The 17,298-nt window shown below is 49.7% G+C and carries 15 protein-coding genes and 2 pseudogenes; 1 reads left to right on the top strand and 16 read right to left on the bottom strand.

Annotated elements, in window-relative coordinates; genetic code table 11:
* From ABYP33_RS12540 to ABYP33_RS12480, 13 genes and pseudogenes are all read right to left on the bottom strand, one after another.
* Positions 1–533, bottom strand: a 533-nt coding sequence (locus tag ABYP33_RS12540; protein WP_373091325.1) for a FliH/SctL family protein, incomplete at its 3' end; no start/stop codon positions are given.
* A 46-nt stretch (positions 534–579) separates the two neighbouring features.
* A complete protein-coding gene (gene fliG / locus ABYP33_RS12535; protein WP_373091323.1) occupies positions 580–1,587 on the bottom strand; it encodes a flagellar motor switch protein FliG in 1,008 nt (335 codons plus the stop codon).
* Position 1,588: 1 nt separating this feature from the next.
* The gene (gene fliF, locus ABYP33_RS12530) at positions 1,589–3,244 is read right to left on the bottom strand and encodes a flagellar basal-body MS-ring/collar protein FliF (protein WP_373091322.1); all 1,656 of its coding nucleotides are present in this window, start codon (positions 3,242–3,244) and stop codon (positions 1,589–1,591) included.
* A 54-nt stretch (positions 3,245–3,298) separates the two neighbouring features.
* Positions 3,299–3,640, bottom strand: a complete 342-nt coding sequence (fliE, locus tag ABYP33_RS12525) for a flagellar hook-basal body complex protein FliE (RefSeq protein ID WP_373091321.1) — start codon at positions 3,638–3,640, stop codon at positions 3,299–3,301.
* 11 nt (positions 3,641–3,651) lie between these two features.
* Positions 3,652–4,593 (bottom strand): annotated as a pseudogene (locus tag ABYP33_RS12520) (sigma-54 interaction domain-containing protein); the annotation flags it as partial.
* Between the two features lie 40 nt (positions 4,594–4,633).
* The gene (locus ABYP33_RS12515; protein WP_373091320.1) at positions 4,634–4,816 is read right to left on the bottom strand and encodes a hypothetical protein; all 183 of its coding nucleotides are present in this window, start codon (positions 4,814–4,816) and stop codon (positions 4,634–4,636) included.
* A 613-nt stretch (positions 4,817–5,429) separates the two neighbouring features.
* Complete coding sequence (locus ABYP33_RS12510) at positions 5,430–6,446, bottom strand: sigma-54 interaction domain-containing protein (protein ID WP_373091319.1); 1,017 nt, start codon at positions 6,444–6,446, stop codon at positions 5,430–5,432.
* Between the two features lie 395 nt (positions 6,447–6,841).
* On the bottom strand, positions 6,842–7,192 hold the full coding sequence (locus ABYP33_RS12505; protein WP_373091318.1) for a flagellar protein FliT: 351 nt from the start codon (positions 7,190–7,192) through the stop codon (positions 6,842–6,844).
* Between the two features lie 112 nt (positions 7,193–7,304).
* The gene (fliS, locus tag ABYP33_RS12500; protein WP_008249194.1) at positions 7,305–7,739 is read right to left on the bottom strand and encodes a flagellar export chaperone FliS; all 435 of its coding nucleotides are present in this window, start codon (positions 7,737–7,739) and stop codon (positions 7,305–7,307) included.
* A gap of 124 nt (positions 7,740–7,863) precedes the next feature.
* Positions 7,864–9,252, bottom strand: coding sequence for a flagellar filament capping protein FliD (gene fliD, locus ABYP33_RS12495; protein WP_373091317.1), 1,389 nt, complete (start codon positions 9,250–9,252; stop codon positions 7,864–7,866).
* 151 nt (positions 9,253–9,403) lie between these two features.
* The gene (locus ABYP33_RS12490; RefSeq protein WP_373091316.1) at positions 9,404–9,901 is read right to left on the bottom strand and encodes a flagellar protein FlaG; all 498 of its coding nucleotides are present in this window, start codon (positions 9,899–9,901) and stop codon (positions 9,404–9,406) included.
* Between the two features lie 143 nt (positions 9,902–10,044).
* Positions 10,045–11,547 (bottom strand): flagellin, encoded by a 1,503-nt coding sequence (locus ABYP33_RS12485; RefSeq protein WP_373091315.1) that lies wholly within the window; start codon positions 11,545–11,547, stop codon positions 10,045–10,047.
* 423 nt (positions 11,548–11,970) lie between these two features.
* On the bottom strand, positions 11,971–12,105 hold the full coding sequence (locus ABYP33_RS12480; protein WP_373091314.1) for a hypothetical protein: 135 nt from the start codon (positions 12,103–12,105) through the stop codon (positions 11,971–11,973).
* Positions 12,106–12,659: 554 nt separating this feature from the next.
* Here ABYP33_RS12480 and ABYP33_RS12475 point away from each other — a divergent pair.
* Entirely contained in the window at positions 12,660–13,535 is an 876-nt protein-coding gene (locus tag ABYP33_RS12475; protein ID WP_373091313.1) for a dihydrodipicolinate synthase family protein, read from the top strand.
* A 205-nt stretch (positions 13,536–13,740) separates the two neighbouring features.
* On the opposite strand, the gene ABYP33_RS12470 is transcribed toward ABYP33_RS12475, so the two are convergent.
* The 3 genes and pseudogenes from ABYP33_RS12470 to ABYP33_RS12460 all read right to left on the bottom strand — a co-directional run.
* Positions 13,741–14,196: a nitroreductase/quinone reductase family protein gene (locus ABYP33_RS12470; RefSeq protein WP_373091312.1), complete on the bottom strand. Its 456-nt coding sequence runs from the start codon at positions 14,194–14,196 to the stop codon at positions 13,741–13,743.
* Positions 14,197–15,026: 830 nt separating this feature from the next.
* Positions 15,027–15,914, bottom strand: a complete 888-nt coding sequence (locus tag ABYP33_RS12465) for a TIGR01777 family oxidoreductase (protein WP_373091311.1) — start codon at positions 15,912–15,914, stop codon at positions 15,027–15,029.
* A gap of 290 nt (positions 15,915–16,204) precedes the next feature.
* A pseudogene (locus ABYP33_RS12460) lies at positions 16,205–17,298 on the bottom strand (O-acetylhomoserine aminocarboxypropyltransferase/cysteine synthase family protein); the annotation flags it as partial.

Below are 17,298 nucleotides of genomic sequence, written 5' to 3'. Positions count from 1 at the left end.
TCGTCAGGGTTCAGGACAATATCAAAACCGCTGTTACTTAAGGGTAATGCCGCCACGGCTTTATGAATGAGATTTTCAATGAGTTCAGGTCGCAAACTTAATTCGTGACGTAATAATTGCTTTGATATGGCCAGGGTCATTGTAAACAGCTCGCGTTCTAGCTCACTATCAACCCACTTCAAGGGCTCGCGTAGCGCCGCCAACGCCAGTTGTAACTGCTGACTTTGTTCAGCCAACAGACGCTTAGATTCCTGCTGCCCGTCTTTAAGCCCTTGCTGAAAGCCTTGGTCATGAGCTAGTTTTCGCTCGCCCTCAAACGTGTCAGTCTGGCGAGTGTGTTCGGGAGCATCGGCTTCGATTCGATCAGGCCTAGCAGCCACGTTCGATACCGGCGACGCCAATACCGAGATTTCAGGTAACTGCCAGGTCCGGTGTTCGACCGCAGCCTTCGCAGACTCAAGCACTTCCGGCGCGTCATTAAGTGCTTCGGCATCAATTACCCGCGGCACAAACACCTGGAACACATCCGCCATAGCAGCCTCTTAATGATGTAATTTGCAGTTAAATAGCACAGCTGCCTCACACATAATCGTCATTACCGCCGCGCCCTAAATCGATTTGCCCTGCTTCCGCCAATTTTCTGGCAACGGCGAGTATATCTTTCTGGGCAGCCTCAACATCGCTCAACTTCATTGGCCCACGCGCGTCCATGTCTTCAATTAACATCTCTCTAGCGCGTTTAGACATATTGCCCATAATCTTATCGCGCACTTTTTGGTCTGCACCTTTTAAGGCCATGGGTAAAATGTCGGAGCTGACCTCTCGAAGCAATAATTGGATACCCTTATCAGGAATATTAATCAAGTTGCTAAACAAGAACATCAGGTCCTGTATTTTCTCAGACAATGCCTCACTCTTTTTCGCAACCGACTCCAAAATCCGTGTTTCCGCTTCCGGGTCTAAGCCATTCATAATCCCGGCTACGGTCAGCGCCCCATCAATTTTACGGTTTTTAAAGGTTGCCGTAACCGAGAGCTTTTTCTTTAATACCGTTTGTAACTGACGCATGGCCGCTTGCGGAATTGTCTGCATATTGGCAATGCGCATTACAATATCATCTTGTAAATCCGGCGCCATTTGCTTCAACAACGCGCCAGCCTGCTCTTGGTCCATATGCGCCATGGTAATGGCGATCAACTGTGGATGTTCATCCTTCAACATATGTAGCAGGGCGTCGGGTTCCAACCAGCGCAGGGAGTTCATCTCTTGTAACTCTTCGTCACCCAATACCCGGTCGGCCAAAGTCGCGCCCTTTTGCTCACCGAGCGTAGAGGTAAATAATTTGCGCACATAGCCGTGCACACCAACGCCAAGCGACGTCTCCGACTGCATCGACATTCTAAAGTCGTCGACCACCGCCTCGGCGCGCTGATTGTCCACACTACGAATCGCAGCCATCGCGGTGCCAATGAGCTCTACTTCATGGGGGTCAACAAATTGCAGCACCTTAGATGCCTGCTCTTCGCCCAGCATCAATAGAAACAAGGCCGCCTTTTCACTGCCCTTACCACCCCCACCTGCTGCCATATTAGGATTTACCATTTTCTTCCGACACCCATTTTTTCATTACTTGCGCCACACGTTCCGGGCTTTCATTCACCACCGAGCGCACTTCGGTCATTTTTTCTTCAAAACCCATTTTTCCACCCAACTGGGCAGGCGTTATTTGCGGGCCACCCAGTGCCGCTACGGCCGGGTGCAAGACTTCACCTGTAACACTGTCGACCGCGCTACCGGGCGGCAGCGCGCCGCCAGTCCCGCGCGAAGCACCGCCCCCTTGCATCAGGGTTCGCATGCCAGGCCGCAGCACAGCAAATACAATGAGTAATACCGCCAGGCCCGCAAAGGTTTGGCGAATTAAATTGGCAAACCAGGGCTGCTCCCAAAATCCGGGGGCACTCATTTCTTCACCAAAACCCACCGGCGTTTGAAAATCTGCCGACACCACCGTCACCCGATCGCCCCGCTCAAGATCAAAGCCAATCGCGTCCCTCACTAGCAGGTTTAATTTTTCCAATTCAGCCGCGCTAATTTCTACCGAGCTCGCTTGGCCCCCTTCGCTAGGGCCGCTGCGATTCGCCACCACAACCGCTACCGAGAGTTTTTTAATCAAACCTGTTGGCGTGGTGGTATGGTTTAAAACCCGTTCAATTTCATAATTGCGCACTATTGAGCGACTGCCAGTGCCAACGCCATCATTGTCACCAGTACCCTGGCCACCAATGCTCGGTGGCTCATTAGTCAGTGCCCCCGGAATACCTTTCGCGCCCGCGTTACCCACAGCACTGCGCCCCTGTTCATTAATTTGCTCACTGCGCACGACCTGGCGGTCCGGGTTCCAGCTTTCGCGGCTTTCTTCGCCAGTGGAAAAATCCACATCGGCAGACACCTTCACTCTTACTTGGCCAGCGTCGGCGAGTGGTCTGAGCAAGTCTTCAATACTGTCCTCATAGGCGCGCTCAATTCGCTGACGGTAACTAAATTGCCGAGAACTTAAACCTAGATCATCTTTATCGCCCTGCTCAGACAATTGATTACCTTGCTGGTCAACTACCGTCACTTGTTCGGGCGCCAAACCGGTAATACTTGAAGCCACCAAATTCATGATGGCATTAACGTTCTGCTTATCAACACTACTACCGGGATAAATATCCAACATAATCGAGGCGCTGGCCGGTTTGCGATCACGCACAAACACCGACTGTTTCGGAATAGCCAAGTGCACCCGGGCCTTGCGCACCTGATGCATACTTTCAATGGTGCTCGACAATTCCTGCTCTAGCGCGTAGTGATACTTCTTAGACTGCATGAACTCGCTAACACCAAAACCCTGTTCTTGCTCCAGAATTGCCATTCCGGTGCCATCACGCATAACACCTTGACCTGCCAATTTAATTCGCGCGTCATGAATTTTTTCAGAGGAAACCATAATAGAGCCTGTTGGCTCCTGAATTTTATAAGGGATACCCGCAGCGTTGAGGGCATCAATCACGCCCGCTGCCCGCTCCGGCGCAACATTCGCATATAAGGTGCGGTAATCCGTACCCTGGGACCACATTACGGCAGCCACACCAATAGCCACGCTGGCGGCAATGCCCACCAATATCAACAGTTGACGCATTACCTCGTTTTTCGCCAAATCAGCAAGTAAACCCGTCAGCGGATTGCTTTTAACTTCAGCCATGTTGGTAGCCCACCGTCAGTATATTCCTCATTACCAAACACCCACGCACAGGCATTACATCGACATCCGCATGACTTCTTGGTAAGCATCAACAAACTTATTACGAACTTCAACGACCGCCTTAAAAGCAACTTCCGACTTTTGCATGTTTACCATTACTTCGGTCAAGCTAACATCCTTAGCTCCCGCCTCAAACGCCGCCGCCAGCACGCCAGAGGCTTGCTGGGTACTGTTAACCGCGTTAATGGACTCTTTAAGCATCGCCCCAAAATTAACGTTAGAGGGCGCATTAACTGCGAAACTGTCTGCCTCCACCATGCCCGACTTCGCAACGCCGGTCTGTTCCCGCAAGGCGCGAATCTGAGTGAGTATTTGATCAACTTTCATATCTGACATGGCCTATCTCCTTAACCCATCAGGTAACTTTGTTCACGCAAACGCGCCAATTTATAGCGCAATGTACGGGGGCTAATACCCAATATTTCTGCGGCTTCTTTTTTAGATCGGCCCAAACGCAAGGCGTCACTAATAAGCCGACGCTCCTGGTCGCGCATAAACCCATCCAAAACTCCACCACTGCCAACATCGCCGTCGTCAGCGCGACGTATCGGTGTGTCCGCGCTGTACGCTTGCTCGTTGATAAAACTCATTCCAGATTCAAACTGAATATCATGATCGGTAATTTCTTTGCCCTGCCGCAGAATCAAAGCCCGCTGAATAACATTATCAAGCTCGCGAACATTACCCGGCCAGCGGTAGTGCATTAACTTTTCAATAGCGTCTTCAGTTAACACGCCGTCAACGCATTGAATACTGCTATCGCGCGCCAGAAAACTCAGCGCCAGAGGTAATATGTCACCGCGTCGCGCGGCTAACTCGGGAATATGCAAGGGAAATACATTCAAGCGGTAAAACAAATCCTCCCGGAACATGCCCGCTCTAACCACCTCACGTAAATCACGGTTACTCGTGGCAATCACCCGTACATCTAGGCTCAAGGTTTTACGACTGCCCAAGCGCTCCAGCTCACGCTCTTGAAGGACGCGTAGCAACTTAGCCTGTAGGCCAAGTTCCATCTCCGAAACTTCATCCAGTAATAACGTGCCGCCCTGAGCCTGCTCAAATTTGCCAGCATGACTATTAATCGCTCCGGTAAACGCGCCCTTTTCATAGCCAAACAGCATGGCTTCAAGCATGTTTTCGGGAATTGCCGCGCAATTCAACGCTACAAAAGGACCACCGCTGCGACGCGAGCTACTGTGAATATAGCGGGCATACACCTCTTTGCCCGCGCCACTCTGACCGCTGATCAACACCGTTGCATCAGTCATCGCCACTCTGGCCGCCATTGCTTTAAGGGATTGCGAGGCAATATCGGCAACAATTAGCTCAGACATGACGCGCGCCTCCTTCAGCAAAACCTGCAAGCTTATTCTTGTGAAGCGTGGCCAACACCGCACGCAGCTGCTGCCTACTACTCAACAATTCTCTATGGCAAAGTTCGCGATAGTATTCAGATGTTAGAGATTGATTGCTTTCACCTTTGCGGCCGGTATCGATAATTTTAATCATGCCCCGAACTCTCTATTAATCGCTTTAGCCTAAACAAAGCAAGCAATATGCCATCATAAAAAACACAACAAATTCAAAGTCTTAAATAACACCACAGTAAATTCGCCATTTTTTTGGCGACGCCATCCGACTGCACTGTTGAAAGCTTGACGGTAAAGGAGCAACGCTAAATCAAAGGCAAGTCGGCGCAATTACGACAGCCCTGTAATGCAATCCAGCGCTACGTAAACAAGTATGCAAACGCAAGGAATGTGCTTCAGTATTGGTGCTTAAGCTGCACTTCGTGTCGGGGATAGACCCCTGCCTTCGCAGGGGTGACGTTGTGAGACAATACCCTGAAGTCATCGTAACGAAGCTACACTTCGTGGCGGGGATAGACCCCTGCCTTCGCAGGGGTGACGTCGTAAGGCAAATACCCTGAAGTCATCGTGACGAAGCTACACTTCGTGGCGAGGAAAGACCCCTGCCTTCACAGGGGTAACGTCGTAAGGCAAATACCCTGAAAATCAGCGTAACGAAACTACGTGTGCTGCGTCATCCCTGCACAGGCAGGGATCCAAGTGAGCGATAACGAATGCAGTTGATAGCGCGCTGAACCAACAAAAAATTTTGACTAAGACACGCCAAGTTTTTTCATCTTCTCGGCAAGCGTCGTGCGCTGTAAGCCCAGCAATTGCGCAGCCCGAGTAATGACGCCTTCTTCCTTGCGCAGCGCTTCACTGATAAACCACTGTTCAATTTCAAGCAGATAGCCTTTCAAGTCAATGCCGCTATCTGGCAAGGGCGGACGATCTGGATTCGATGCAACATCAAGAACAACGTCATCATCAGCGTGATAAGCGACCAGTGACGACAGCAAGGCATCTTGATCATCGCGACTCGTATCATCGTCATTATCGACAAGCCCGAGCATCTGGTATTTCTTAGGGAGATCCTGAGACCGGAGTAGCTTAGCCCCATGTGTAATAGCCAAGCGCTCCATTAAATTTTCTAACTCACGTACATTGCCGGGCCAAGCGTACTGCTGTAATGCTCGCATTGCACTGCTGGCGAACTTGGGCGGCTTCATACCTTTGGCTTCTAGCTTTTTCATGAACAAGGCCATTAAGGCCGTCACGTCTTGGGCGTGTTCACGGAGCGCTGGCACTTCAATAGGAAACACATCTAAACGATAAAAGAGATCTTCGCGAAAACTACCCTCGCGAACCATCGCCTCTAAATCGCGATGGGTTGCGGCCAAAATTCGTACATTACAATGCTGAGTCTGATTACTGCCCACACGCTCAAAGCTGCGCTCTTGTAAAACCCTTAATAGCTTGACCTGCATCGGCAAACTCATATCGCCGATCTCGTCCAGGAATAAGGTCCCGCCTTCGGCCATTTCAAAACGGCCTTTGCGAGTCGCTACCGCACCAGTAAAGGCGCCCTTTTCATGACCAAATAGCTCACTTTCTAATAAATCTGCGGGTATCGCGCCGCAATTCACCGGCACAAAAGGTTTGGCTTCACGGGATGACGCAGAATGGATCCGACGGGCCACAACTTCTTTGCCACTACCGGACTCACCGCGAATAAGTACCAATGTATCAAAGCCTGCTACCTGATTAATGAGCACATCAAGTGCTTGCATAGCATCAGACTCCATTGCCTTAGGAACAGTGATATCACACCCACTTAAAATTACATTATTATTTATCTGAACGGAAGCGGTCATTAAGTCGAGAACCTTTTCACGAGCTCGGATCTTGTACAGCAGCGAAATATTGCAAACGCAAACCCGGCGACCAAAATAATCAAATCAATTAGCCTCTATGGTGCCGAATTCAGCTCACGCTTGGGTATAGGGGAAAGCCCTAGGTGCAAAAAACCAACTTGGCTATCTAAAAACGCTCTAGAAAAACTAATCCATACTGTCAGAGTCTTATTTCCAAGATATTGATAGCGTAAGAATTTGATCAGAAAAACAAGAAAGGCCCATAAATGGCGAACGCGCGCTAAAGCGAAGCAAATAATAACAAGCGCTACCTATGACACACTACAACTCAAATAAGTACCAACATTACGTACGTTTTGTCGGGACTGATTGGCATCCGTCAACATACTGCTGCGCTGCTGATACAAAACATTCGTCACCTGCTGATCAATATTTAGAACTGCTTCGATGACCTCAGCCACTTGCTGGCTTTCTGAAGGGGCGCAGTCCTTAGCAAAAAACGCATCCATTAGGGCGCGGCGGCGATACTGTTCGGCAACCGCTTCGGCCCAGTCGTTATTCTCGGCAAGATGCTGAATATTTTCACTCATCAGCAAAATGTCGCGAAGTTCACGCTCACGTGCACCTAGCACCTCGGCATTTCGCAGTATTTCAATACTCATTTATCACCTGTTAAATAGCCCAGCTAGCACAATCCGAGCAACATTGATCAAAAGCAAAGAAAGCTATTGGGCCAACCACCACAGCACGAAAACAAATTATGTAACGTAAATGCTATACCAGCTCAGCCTGATAACTTGCATTCGACTCCGTACCACTCACCTCACTCGGAATGGCATCCCAAGCTTCTTTCAACTCTTTCAATAGCGAAGCAACTTCGTCGAGGGCCCCTTCATCATTGTTGATATTGGCAAGCAGTAAGCGACGATTCATATAATCATAAAGATTTTCTAAATTCTCGCTCATCTCGGTGTTTACGCTGTGATCGAGACTCATCCGCAAGCCATCAACAATTGACATAATACGGTCTATGGTAACAATTTTACGTTGTACATCTTTGCGCTGCATATGCCCCTTAGCTACGGCCAAACGGTCTAAGGCACCGTCCATTAACAATTGTATTAAGCGGTGCGGGCTGGCCGCCGCCACTGAAGATTGGGCGCCAACGGATGCGTACGCCTGGGTCGCTCTACCTGCTGAATAGCTCATTTTTCTTCCTCTTGGTAAGCTCTGTATGCCTACCTTAATTGACGGCTCTTCACTGGTTTTCTTTAGTATTATTTACAGTCATTTACGGTGGAAAATACTTACTTGCGGCGCAATATAAACACGCTTACTTCTTAAACACTGAGCCCGGTAAATTATCTAACTGCTGAGTTAAAAAGGTACCCGTTGCGTTCAATTGACCCAGCAGGGTATCTAGGGCCGAAAACTGTGCTAAGTAACGCGCTTCAATTGATGCCACCCGCCGATTTAAGGTTTCACGCTGATCGGCGATGCGTTCCACCTGCTGTTTTAAACCTGCGGTGCGGTTGTCTAAAATTCCGCCTCCAGCAGTAATATTACCTATCAATGTATCTAAACGGGTGGCGTAGCCATTTTCACCGGCAAACACGCCCGCCACATTGGCGAAATCAGTGTCAAGCACCGACGTCAGCTTAGTAGCATCCAGCTTTAGCTTGCCCTTTTCTATCGTGGTTATCCCTAGTTCTGCCAGGGAATCTAAGTCCACGTCTAAACCGCTAACAAGGGTGCCCATTTCCTGACGTATTCTATTCGCCACGCTGCGGGTGGCGGAATCACCCTGCAATAGGCCGGCGGTTTTGGCCTCTGGATTATAGGCGGTTAAATCATTCAGGGTGGTCATTAAGGTATTGTAGCCGCTAACAAAACCTTCGATGCTTTTCTTTACGGCGGCGGTATCGTGCTTCACCGTTAAACTTAGGTTTTCACCGGGTTTGGCGGCTTTTATGTCAATCGTGATCCCTTCAATCATGCCCTCAAATTTAAGGCTGGCACTGCTCAGGGTAAAACCATCTACCACCGCAATAGAGTCTTTGGCCTCGGCGTTCTCGGTCATGGCGAAGTTGCCCGAAATATAGGCTAAGTCGTTCAAATTACCGGTATCTGTATCGCTAGGACTAACATCTACTGTTATGGCATTGGCCAGCCCTGTCTTGCTGGACGAAAACACCAAGTGCGCGCCGTCTTGATCAGTCACAATACTCGCCGCGACGCCGGTATTGTCGCTAGCGCCATTCACCGCGTCGCGGATCGCGGTCAGTGAATCTTCACCGGCCGCAATCGTCACCGAAAAAGTTTTGCCATTCTGATTAAAGTTCAGTACGCCGCTACCCACAACCGCGTCATTGTCGACATAAGCCTTAGAGGCAATAGTGTGCTTAGCAGCTAGCTGCTCTACTTTCACCGTATAAGTGCCCGCTGCCGCAGCAGCCGTCGTGGTCGCGGTGAAAACTGCCGTGTCTGAGGAGGATGCCGAGCGTTTGCTAAAGGTATCGGCATTTTTTAAGGCGCTGAGGCTGTTTTGAAAGGTCGTCAATGAAGATTTGAGGGAGCCGAACGCAGATAAGCGTGCCTGAATAAGCGCTTCTTTGGAGGCGAGACGGGTTTCTTGAGGGGCGCGTTCAGCCTGAACCAATTGCGAGACAATACTATTGATATCCAGCCCTGATCCAACACCCGATGCTGTTACCGACGCCATAATGTCTCCTGCACCTGAGGTGCCTTAGCCTGAATTATTTGCGAAGGCTGCCATTAACCTCCTACTAAACCCATGGCCTGCTTGTACTTTGCCACACAAAAGCGTGAACGATTTAGCCATTCAAACACAGACAATGCACGTTATGCGCCAATTAAGCCTGGTCTTCAATCAAACTGCCGGTACCTTCAATAAAAGTACGGGCAATATTCAATAATTCTTCTGGCGGTATCTGCCGTATCACTTCACCCGACTCGGCGTGAATGACTTTTAAAATTGTTCTACCAGTAGTGTCGTCTACCGAAAATTCGAGGTCGCGCTCACGGTCCTTGAGGATTTCATTGAGTTTGGCAACCGCTTGCGATGTTTTCTCTATACTATTTGTTGAGTCAAATTCTGCCACCAAAGCCATGGCCAAACGGCTTAACTCATTGCTCGGCTTGGTCTCTTCACCCCGTGCTTTTGCGGCATCTTGGGCAGTGCGACTGGGCGCCGCTTGCGAGGAATTCGAGGGAGACGGCAAAGACTTGCCGCTCGGCACCGGCACAAACCGGCCGCCAGCTTGAGTAGCCGCGCCCGCGTTCGCCGCCGTCGCACTCGCTGGTTTAGCGTAGCTTGGCGCTAGCGCTTGTAATGATAAGCTCGTATCCATAATTTAACCTACTCACCCTATCAAACAGTTATACCAGAAACACGAACAGAGCCTTTAGGCCCCGTCGTCTTTCCCGTTAACTCCCTGTCTGGGCCGTTAATTCCCGCCACCCAAAAGGGTGACGGGTCCTAGCGGGCTGCGACTTACTGCAGCAGACTCAGAGCGGCCTGTGGCAATGCATTGGCCTGGGCCAAGATCGCCGTACCCGCCTGTTGCAGAATCTGCGCCTTGGTTAAGTTTGCCGTTTCGGCCGCAAAATCAGCGTCCAAAATTCGGCCGCGTGATGCCGCCAGGTTTTCGGAGATGGTCTGCAAGTTAGTGATGGTAGATTCGAAGCGGTTTTGGATCGCACCAAAGTCGCTGCGACGATCGCTTACCGCTGTTAACGCTGAGTCAATGCGACGCAGCATGTCGTTTGAGCCAGCCACTGTCAGCACGTTACTCGCGGACAGGCTGCCGGTTACTGCGGCATCGGTCAAACCTAGGTCAGCTTCCAATCCACCGGTAAAGGCAATAGCCTCTGAAGCGTAGATTGACACCGTGCCATCATCATTGAGCTCTGCACTGCCATTACTGCCAAGCGCGGTATTAATCGCCGTCACAAAGTCGTCGGCAGTCAAGTAAGTACCGTCAGTAATCGCTACTGGATCCGCATCACCGATAGCGATATTGAAATCACCCGCAACCGTTATACCTGCAGCTTCAGTAGCACCGGCAGCCACGAGATCGGTACCCTGAGTTGCAGCGATCGCTGGCGCTGCCGCGGTATTTGCAAAATTATCGACCAAAATATCTTGATCGGCGCCTTCTGCAACGGTCGCAATCGTAATATTACCCGAAGCATAATCCCCAGAAACCGTATAAAGACCACTCAGACCTGCATCTATATCAGCGACTAACTGGTTGAAAGTCGCTTCTACTGTGCCAGCATCAGAGTAGTCACCACTCAAAGTAACCGTCTCTGTGGTTGTTCCTGCATCAAAAGACACATCAAAGGTGGCATTGGTGGTACCAAAGTCAGCGAACAAATCACCTGTAGTACCAGTTACGACTGCATTACTCGCAGTAGCGGGCACTTCTGCGCTACCCGCTAAATCCGCAGTTAAATCCGCAGAAGTAACAGATGCCGTTGAGCCCAGTGAGTTCAGACGTGTGCTTGCCGTCAGATCAAGACTAATAGTCTCGCCAACATTCGAGCCAACTTGGAACACCGCATTGCCAAAGGAGCCGTCCAGAATCTTACGGCCGTTGAACGAAGTCTGTGAAGAGATACGGTCGATTTCAGCCAGGCGCTGCTGAACTTCCGCATCGAGTGCGCCGCGATCAGAGTTAGAGTTAGTGGCGTTAGCAGACTGTACTGACAACTCGCGAATACGCTGTAAGTTATTGGTAATTTCGTCCAGCGCCGCTTCACCAGTTTGCGCCAGTGAAATACCGTCGTTGGCATTACGAACCGCTTGGTTCAAACCATTGATTTGGGTGGTAAAGCGAGTAGAGATGGCCAGGCCGGCGGCATCGTCTTTCGCGCTATTAATGCGCAGACCAGTAGAAAGGCGCTGCAGTGAGGTGTTCAAAGTTTCTTGTGAACGCTGCAGATTGCGCTGGGCATTCAAAGAGGCAACGTTGGTGTTGATGCTAAGTGCCATGGTAAATCTCCTTTCCACTCTATGCGGTAAAGACGTAAGTCTTTGATTAAGCACCAGTCAAAGCGACTGTAGTTTGCTTTCAATCCAATTAACGGCCGCATTTGAGAGAACTTTAAGTTTTTTTTACAATTGGTGGTAAATACGTAGAGAAGATGGGGGGGGTGGGGCACTGTCTGACGGCAGACAAAACCAGCTCGGCAATTAATTCCACTATGGGCGAAGCAAAATACTGCCCCCTTCCCGATCATTAACGTTTTATTCCATAACGCCCGTTTACGGAACAAGCTTTGCCACTGCCTTAAAAATAAAACATACAACAGAGAGACTTTGTGAGAGGTGATTGTGGCGTGATACCGCCGCACGCTCCGGCAGACATCTATTAAATTGGCTTAGGAAGCCAAAACCCCCTAATTCAATTTATAATTAACAATGCAGTGCAGAAAGATACAACTCAGCAAATTTCGGCGGCCGCTGAATCGAAATATCCATGTTCAATTTGCGGGCAATATCGCTCGCAGAGATAATACCGCGAATCTGGTGACGCTCACGCTCAACCACTAAACAGTGCTGATGACCTTATTGCCGTAAAAGCTCGAGTACGTCAGACACGGTCATTGTCTCCGGCTCGTGAAAGCCAAACACGTTCAAATCCTAACGTTACGCATTATATCTGCTACTTAATGCTATTGATCGTAAAATTCGGCAAGCTGATACGACACTCTGACGCCTCAATGACGCACCCAGCCAAATCGCTCTTTACCACGTGTGCCGATTGGCCAGTGCATTACTGCACAGCAAAAAACGACAATGACGAGCAGACTACGAAGCATGGGAATCCGAAAAACATAGGCGACCGTCATCATAGCACGGCCATACATTCTGTCCATTGAGGACGATACACGCTATTTTTATTCTACCCTGCACCAAAACATAGTAATACTAAATACGATTCAACGCAGGGGCCGCAAGTAGCAAAAATATTTTATATTAGTATATTCTTAGGCTTGACTGCCGGGTGGTCCAAAGTAAACCCTCAGCGGTATCGAGCTGACTAGGCGCGCACCCATAGGTGATTATCAGCTGATCTCCAATTAAGGATAAGGAATTCATTTATGATCAATGGCAGTATTGTCGACCTCATCATCCCCACTGCTAGCGACGGTTCACCCCATTACGAAACCGTGGAAACCTTGATTGATTGGCATATAGACAATGGCAGTGCCGCGCTTCTTATTGGCAGCGCGACGGGGCAGCATTCTGAGTTCAATAATGAGGAACGCGGTGAACTACTGAAACGCGCAATTTGGCAATCTGACGGTCGCATTGTGGTAATCGCTAACCTCGACACAAGAGACCTTGACGGCTTTTTTGAGCTTGCTCGCGCGGCGGATGAATTTGGTGCTGACGCGGGCCTTCTCACGCTACCCACCTCGATGGGCTTATCACAAGTCGATTTGTTCGACTATGTACGCGAGCTCGCGAAATTTGCGAAATTACCATTAATTCTTCGCAATGATTTCAGTCATCCAAATTTGCTATCGCCCACCACGCTGCCAAAGCTAGCCGAAATCGAGGGCATTATTGGCTTAATCAATGATTCATCGCAGCCGACACCGGAAGACAATATCAATATTTCCGAGCTGCCATCTGGCTTTGCACTTTACGCCGGTCACAACACTGATGCCTGCCAATTCGTTTTAGCCGGGTATCAGGGCGGCATTTCACTGGCCGGAAACATTGCCCCCGCCCTCGTTAACGATATGATTAGTGCGGCACAACAAAATAACCGGGCGCTCGCCATGCTCCTAAATGACCGTTTGCGCCCATTGACCCTGGCACTAATGACAAACCCCAGTGCTAACTCTGTAACATGGGCTCTGACCGAGATGGGCTGCATACCCGAAGGCAGACATCCCCCAAGCCTCCCCCAATCGAGTGACTACGCACAGTTACGCCGCGCGCTGCGCACAGCCCAAGTTATAATTTAACCATTGCTGAATACAGAGCCAGCGGCGTTGTTACTGCAGCACCCACCGCCACAATGGTCAATAAACGTCCATGTCATTGACTTACAACCTACCCGACAATTGGCTAGACAGTAGCCCGCTGATCAGTGCCATGGTGTACGCAACCTGGAGCCGCGGTTTCTGTATTGCAATGCCCAACTTTTACGCAAACAAGGAATTCAATAAGTTAGGCCGGATAAAACACAAGCACCGGGATTTCACGATCAGTTGCCGCTTGATAGGTAGCGTAGGGCGCAAAGTAATCTGTCATCAAATTCCAAAGCCGTGTGCGCTCCTCACCAGTGGCGACCTTCGCACGCGCTTTAAACTCCTCATTAGCCACTTTTACAGTGATATCTTGATTCGCTTGCAGGTTTAGAAACCACGCGGGGTGTGCTGGCGCGCCGCCCTTGGAAGCGATTACACAATAGCCGCCATCGCCCGTCGGCCGGTAAATTAGCGGTATAATTAAGGTCTTACCTGACTTCCGGCCCTTGGTCGTCAGCAACAGGGTAGTTAAGATCCCCTCGCCGCCACCTACACTCGCATCCCAAAGATGAGCCGCTTCGCCGTCGTTAAGATAGGCATTCACATGATCGCTCATCCACGATGGCAGATAATCCGGCAGTTTAATATCACTCATTGTTATGCACCTCGATTTGTTGATACGCCGTTGAGCTAGTGTAATTACTGCCAACTCGGCAACGGCGAATACGCTCATAGCAATATAGACCGTTTGCCGCCTTCTTACATCGACAAGCGGCCTGCAGAACACAACGTGGCTTGCTGACCTAAACCAGCTGTCTAGCAAGTATTCCGCAACCGATTTCTTCCTCGCACGTAACCCCCCGTTACCGATTTGCTGGCTAACAATCTTTTACCTGAATTTAAGGTAATTGGCCGCAAGGCCGTGGCATACCGCCGCCAACACACCACCACTCTCATAATGTTTAGCACTGAACTTTGCAAAGTCTTCGTTTGTCGCCAAACCCAACAGCCCGCCACAGCCACTAGAATAAAACACGGCAGCGTAGCCCGCAATATTAACCGGTGAGACCGGTAGTGTGTTGTTGATGCGATTTAGAAACTCTTCATTGTTGAGACTTGTCTCGTTGACGTTATCGCCGTCAATATCGGTTCCATATAACGGCGCCTCACCCCTTTAATTGATGCGATATCGTAGTGCCGCTGCACTTCCGTTTCGCCTATATGCCAAAGATAAATATTTTGCAGTCGATTAGTTCGGGCACATTGCGTCCCGTGCTGGAACCCTATTGGAGACAAGGCGCCGGCAGCTGGATCGTCTACCAAAATTGGCGGATTCTACCCATGCGAGCCCGACTGGCGATCGATCATTTGATAAATTATTTTAGAGATTGGGAGGAATAGACAATTGTTTCAATAAACTGGGACATTAAACTAATCGAGACCTTGCATACCACGCCAATAACAGTGATATACCCGAGCTTGCGCTCACAATACACTTGCCAAAGCTGCCTCTAAATATTCGTATTTGAATTTATAACCCAGTTGCTCAAGCTTAACAGGCCGAACTTGCTTGCCAGCCAGTAACAACTCCCGCCCCATTTCGCCCATTAACAGGCTTATGACAAAAGACGGCATCGGCAAGATGCTGGGTCGATTTAAACACCGCCCTAAAGTGGTGGTGAAATCCTTGTTCCTCACCGGATTCGGCGCTGTACAATTGACTGGGCCCTGAATGCGCTTATTCTCTATGCAATGGTCAACGATCCCGATGAGGTCTTGCAAATGTATCCACGGCATCCACTGCTTTCCAGTGCCAATTCGCCCACCTAAGCCCACGCTAAAGAGCGGTATCATCTTTTGCAATGCCCCACCCTTGCGACCTAAAACAATACCAATGCGCAGCACGCAAGTGCGAACACCGAGAGCCTCGGCCGCTATAGCGCTGGCCTCCCATTGCGCGCAAAGGCGGCTGGAGAAACTATCATCGCCAGCACATTGTTCATCTATCACCTCGTCGGTGAGGCCAGTGCCGTAATAGCCTATAGCGGACGCACTGATAAATACGGCGGGCTTTATTCTGGCACCGCGTAAATAAGTAATAATTTCCTCTGTCACCGCTATCCGGCTATCTACAAGCTGTTGTTTTTGGGAAGCTGACCATCGTTTATCCGCAATCGTCTCCCCAGCAAGGCTAATGACTACATCAAAGCTGGTATCCGAGCTAATCTCGCTAAGGCGCTTAACGCCCGTCATATTGTCATTAATCAATTCGGGTTGGCGAGTCTTAACGACAATGTAATGCCCCTGCTGGCGGAGATGAGCACATAATGCGCTGCCAATAAACCCGGTACCGCCAGCAATAAGAAAATTCATAGACAAGACCTTGGCTGTGTATTTGACGCTACGCTTAGCATACGCCCTTCATCAGCAAATAGATTATGCCATTTTCTGGGAGAGTGCGAGGCATTGAAGGCTTACCTTCGTTGCAGTTGGTCAATGAGTTAAGCGCCTATTGGCAATCGAGTACCAACATAAGAATCACTTTTTAAGCGCAGCACCATTCACGCGAAATACCCAAGAGCGGCGTGCGCGCTGTGCGTGCGAGGCACGCTAAATTACACTCCCCCAAAGCAAACTTGCCGAAGAGCGAGGGATAGAGGCACCTAAGCCTTATCGAGCGCCTGGCTAACGTCAGCAATAATATCGTCAATGTGCTCAATACCCACTGAAATTCGAATCAAATCAGCACTAACCCCGGCAGAAGCCAGCTCCGCCTCATTCAACTGCCTGTGGGTTGTCGAGGCGGGGTGGCACGCCAGCGACTTTGCGTCGCCAATATTCACCAGGCGTAAAATCATCTGTAGCGAATCAATAAACCGCGTGCAAGCGTCAATGCCCCCCGCAACACCAAAACTTAAAATACCAGAGGCCTTGGCATTAGTGATTTTCAGACAGTTTGCGTAATAAGGACTATCGGGCAACGCGGCATAATTAACCCACGAAACCTTCTCATGGTGCTGCAGGAATGCGGCAAGTTTTTCAGCATTTTCGCAATGACGCTCCATACGCAGACCCAATGTTTCTAAGCCCTGCAAAAGCTGAAAGGCATTCATTGGTGAAAGTGCTGCGCCAGTATTCCGCAGTGGCACAACACGACAGCGGCCTATATAGGCCGCTGCGCCCAAGGCCTCAGTGTATACAACACCGTGATAAGAAGGATCAGCTTCGTTTAGAATCGGAAAGCGCTTCTTATTTGCCACCCAGTCGAATTTACCCGAATCAACTATTGCACCGCCAATCGAGGTGCCATGACCGCCTATGTATTTGGTGAGTGAGTGCACCACAATATCTGCCCCCAACTCAAAAGGTCGGCATAAATAAGGGGTAGCCACGGTGTTATCAACAATCAATGGCACGCCATGTTTATGCGCTATTTCAGCTAGACGAACAATATCAACAACATTGCAGGCTGGGTTACCTATAGATTCGCAAAAAATGGCCTTCGTCTGGTCGTCAATAGCATTCTCGAAGCCCGTATAATCGTCGTGGGAGATCATTCTCGCCTCAACACCTTGACGCGGCAATGAGTGGGCAAAGAAGTTGTAAGTACCGCCATACAACTGGCTGCTGCTCACTATATTATCGCCAATTTCACATATGCACTGAATCGCGTAAGTGATCGCCGCCATACCGGAGGCAACACATCCGTTGTGGGGTTCATAATACGGGTGTAAATATTGCCTGGCACTTTAAGATC

The sequence above is a fragment of the Zhongshania sp. genome (genome assembly GCF_041584495.1).
Taxonomy (GTDB): domain Bacteria; phylum Pseudomonadota; class Gammaproteobacteria; order Pseudomonadales; family Spongiibacteraceae; genus Spongiibacter.
This window is presented reverse-complemented; position numbering and strand designations above follow the sequence as displayed.

Excerpts from the sequence above, each read along its gene's own strand:
- fliG (WP_373091323.1), bottom strand. The coding sequence starts at position 1,587 with ATGGCAGCAGGTGGGGGTGGTAAGGGCAGTGAAAAGGCGGCCTTGTTT.
- fliF (WP_373091322.1), bottom strand. The coding sequence starts at position 3,244 with ATGGCTGAAGTTAAAAGCAATCCGCTGACGGGTTTACTTGCTGATTTG.
- fliE (WP_373091321.1), bottom strand. The coding sequence starts at position 3,640 with ATGTCAGATATGAAAGTTGATCAAATACTCACTCAGATTCGCGCCTTG.
- ABYP33_RS12515 (WP_373091320.1), bottom strand. The coding sequence starts at position 4,816 with ATGATTAAAATTATCGATACCGGCCGCAAAGGTGAAAGCAATCAATCT.
- ABYP33_RS12510 (WP_373091319.1), bottom strand. The coding sequence starts at position 6,446 with ATGCAAGCACTTGATGTGCTCATTAATCAGGTAGCAGGCTTTGATACA.
- ABYP33_RS12505 (WP_373091318.1), bottom strand. The coding sequence starts at position 7,192 with ATGAGTATTGAAATACTGCGAAATGCCGAGGTGCTAGGTGCACGTGAG.
- fliS (WP_008249194.1), bottom strand. The coding sequence starts at position 7,739 with ATGAGCTATTCAGCAGGTAGAGCGACCCAGGCGTACGCATCCGTTGGC.
- fliD (WP_373091317.1), bottom strand. The coding sequence starts at position 9,252 with ATGGCGTCGGTAACAGCATCGGGTGTTGGATCAGGGCTGGATATCAAT.
- ABYP33_RS12490 (WP_373091316.1), bottom strand. The coding sequence starts at position 9,901 with ATGGATACGAGCTTATCATTACAAGCGCTAGCGCCAAGCTACGCTAAA.
- ABYP33_RS12485 (WP_373091315.1), bottom strand. The coding sequence starts at position 11,547 with ATGGCACTTAGCATCAACACCAACGTTGCCTCTTTGAATGCCCAGCGC.
- ABYP33_RS12475 (WP_373091313.1), top strand. The coding sequence starts at position 12,660 with ATGATCAATGGCAGTATTGTCGACCTCATCATCCCCACTGCTAGCGAC.
- ABYP33_RS12470 (WP_373091312.1), bottom strand. The coding sequence starts at position 14,196 with ATGAGTGATATTAAACTGCCGGATTATCTGCCATCGTGGATGAGCGAT.
- ABYP33_RS12465 (WP_373091311.1), bottom strand. The coding sequence starts at position 15,914 with ATGAATTTTCTTATTGCTGGCGGTACCGGGTTTATTGGCAGCGCATTA.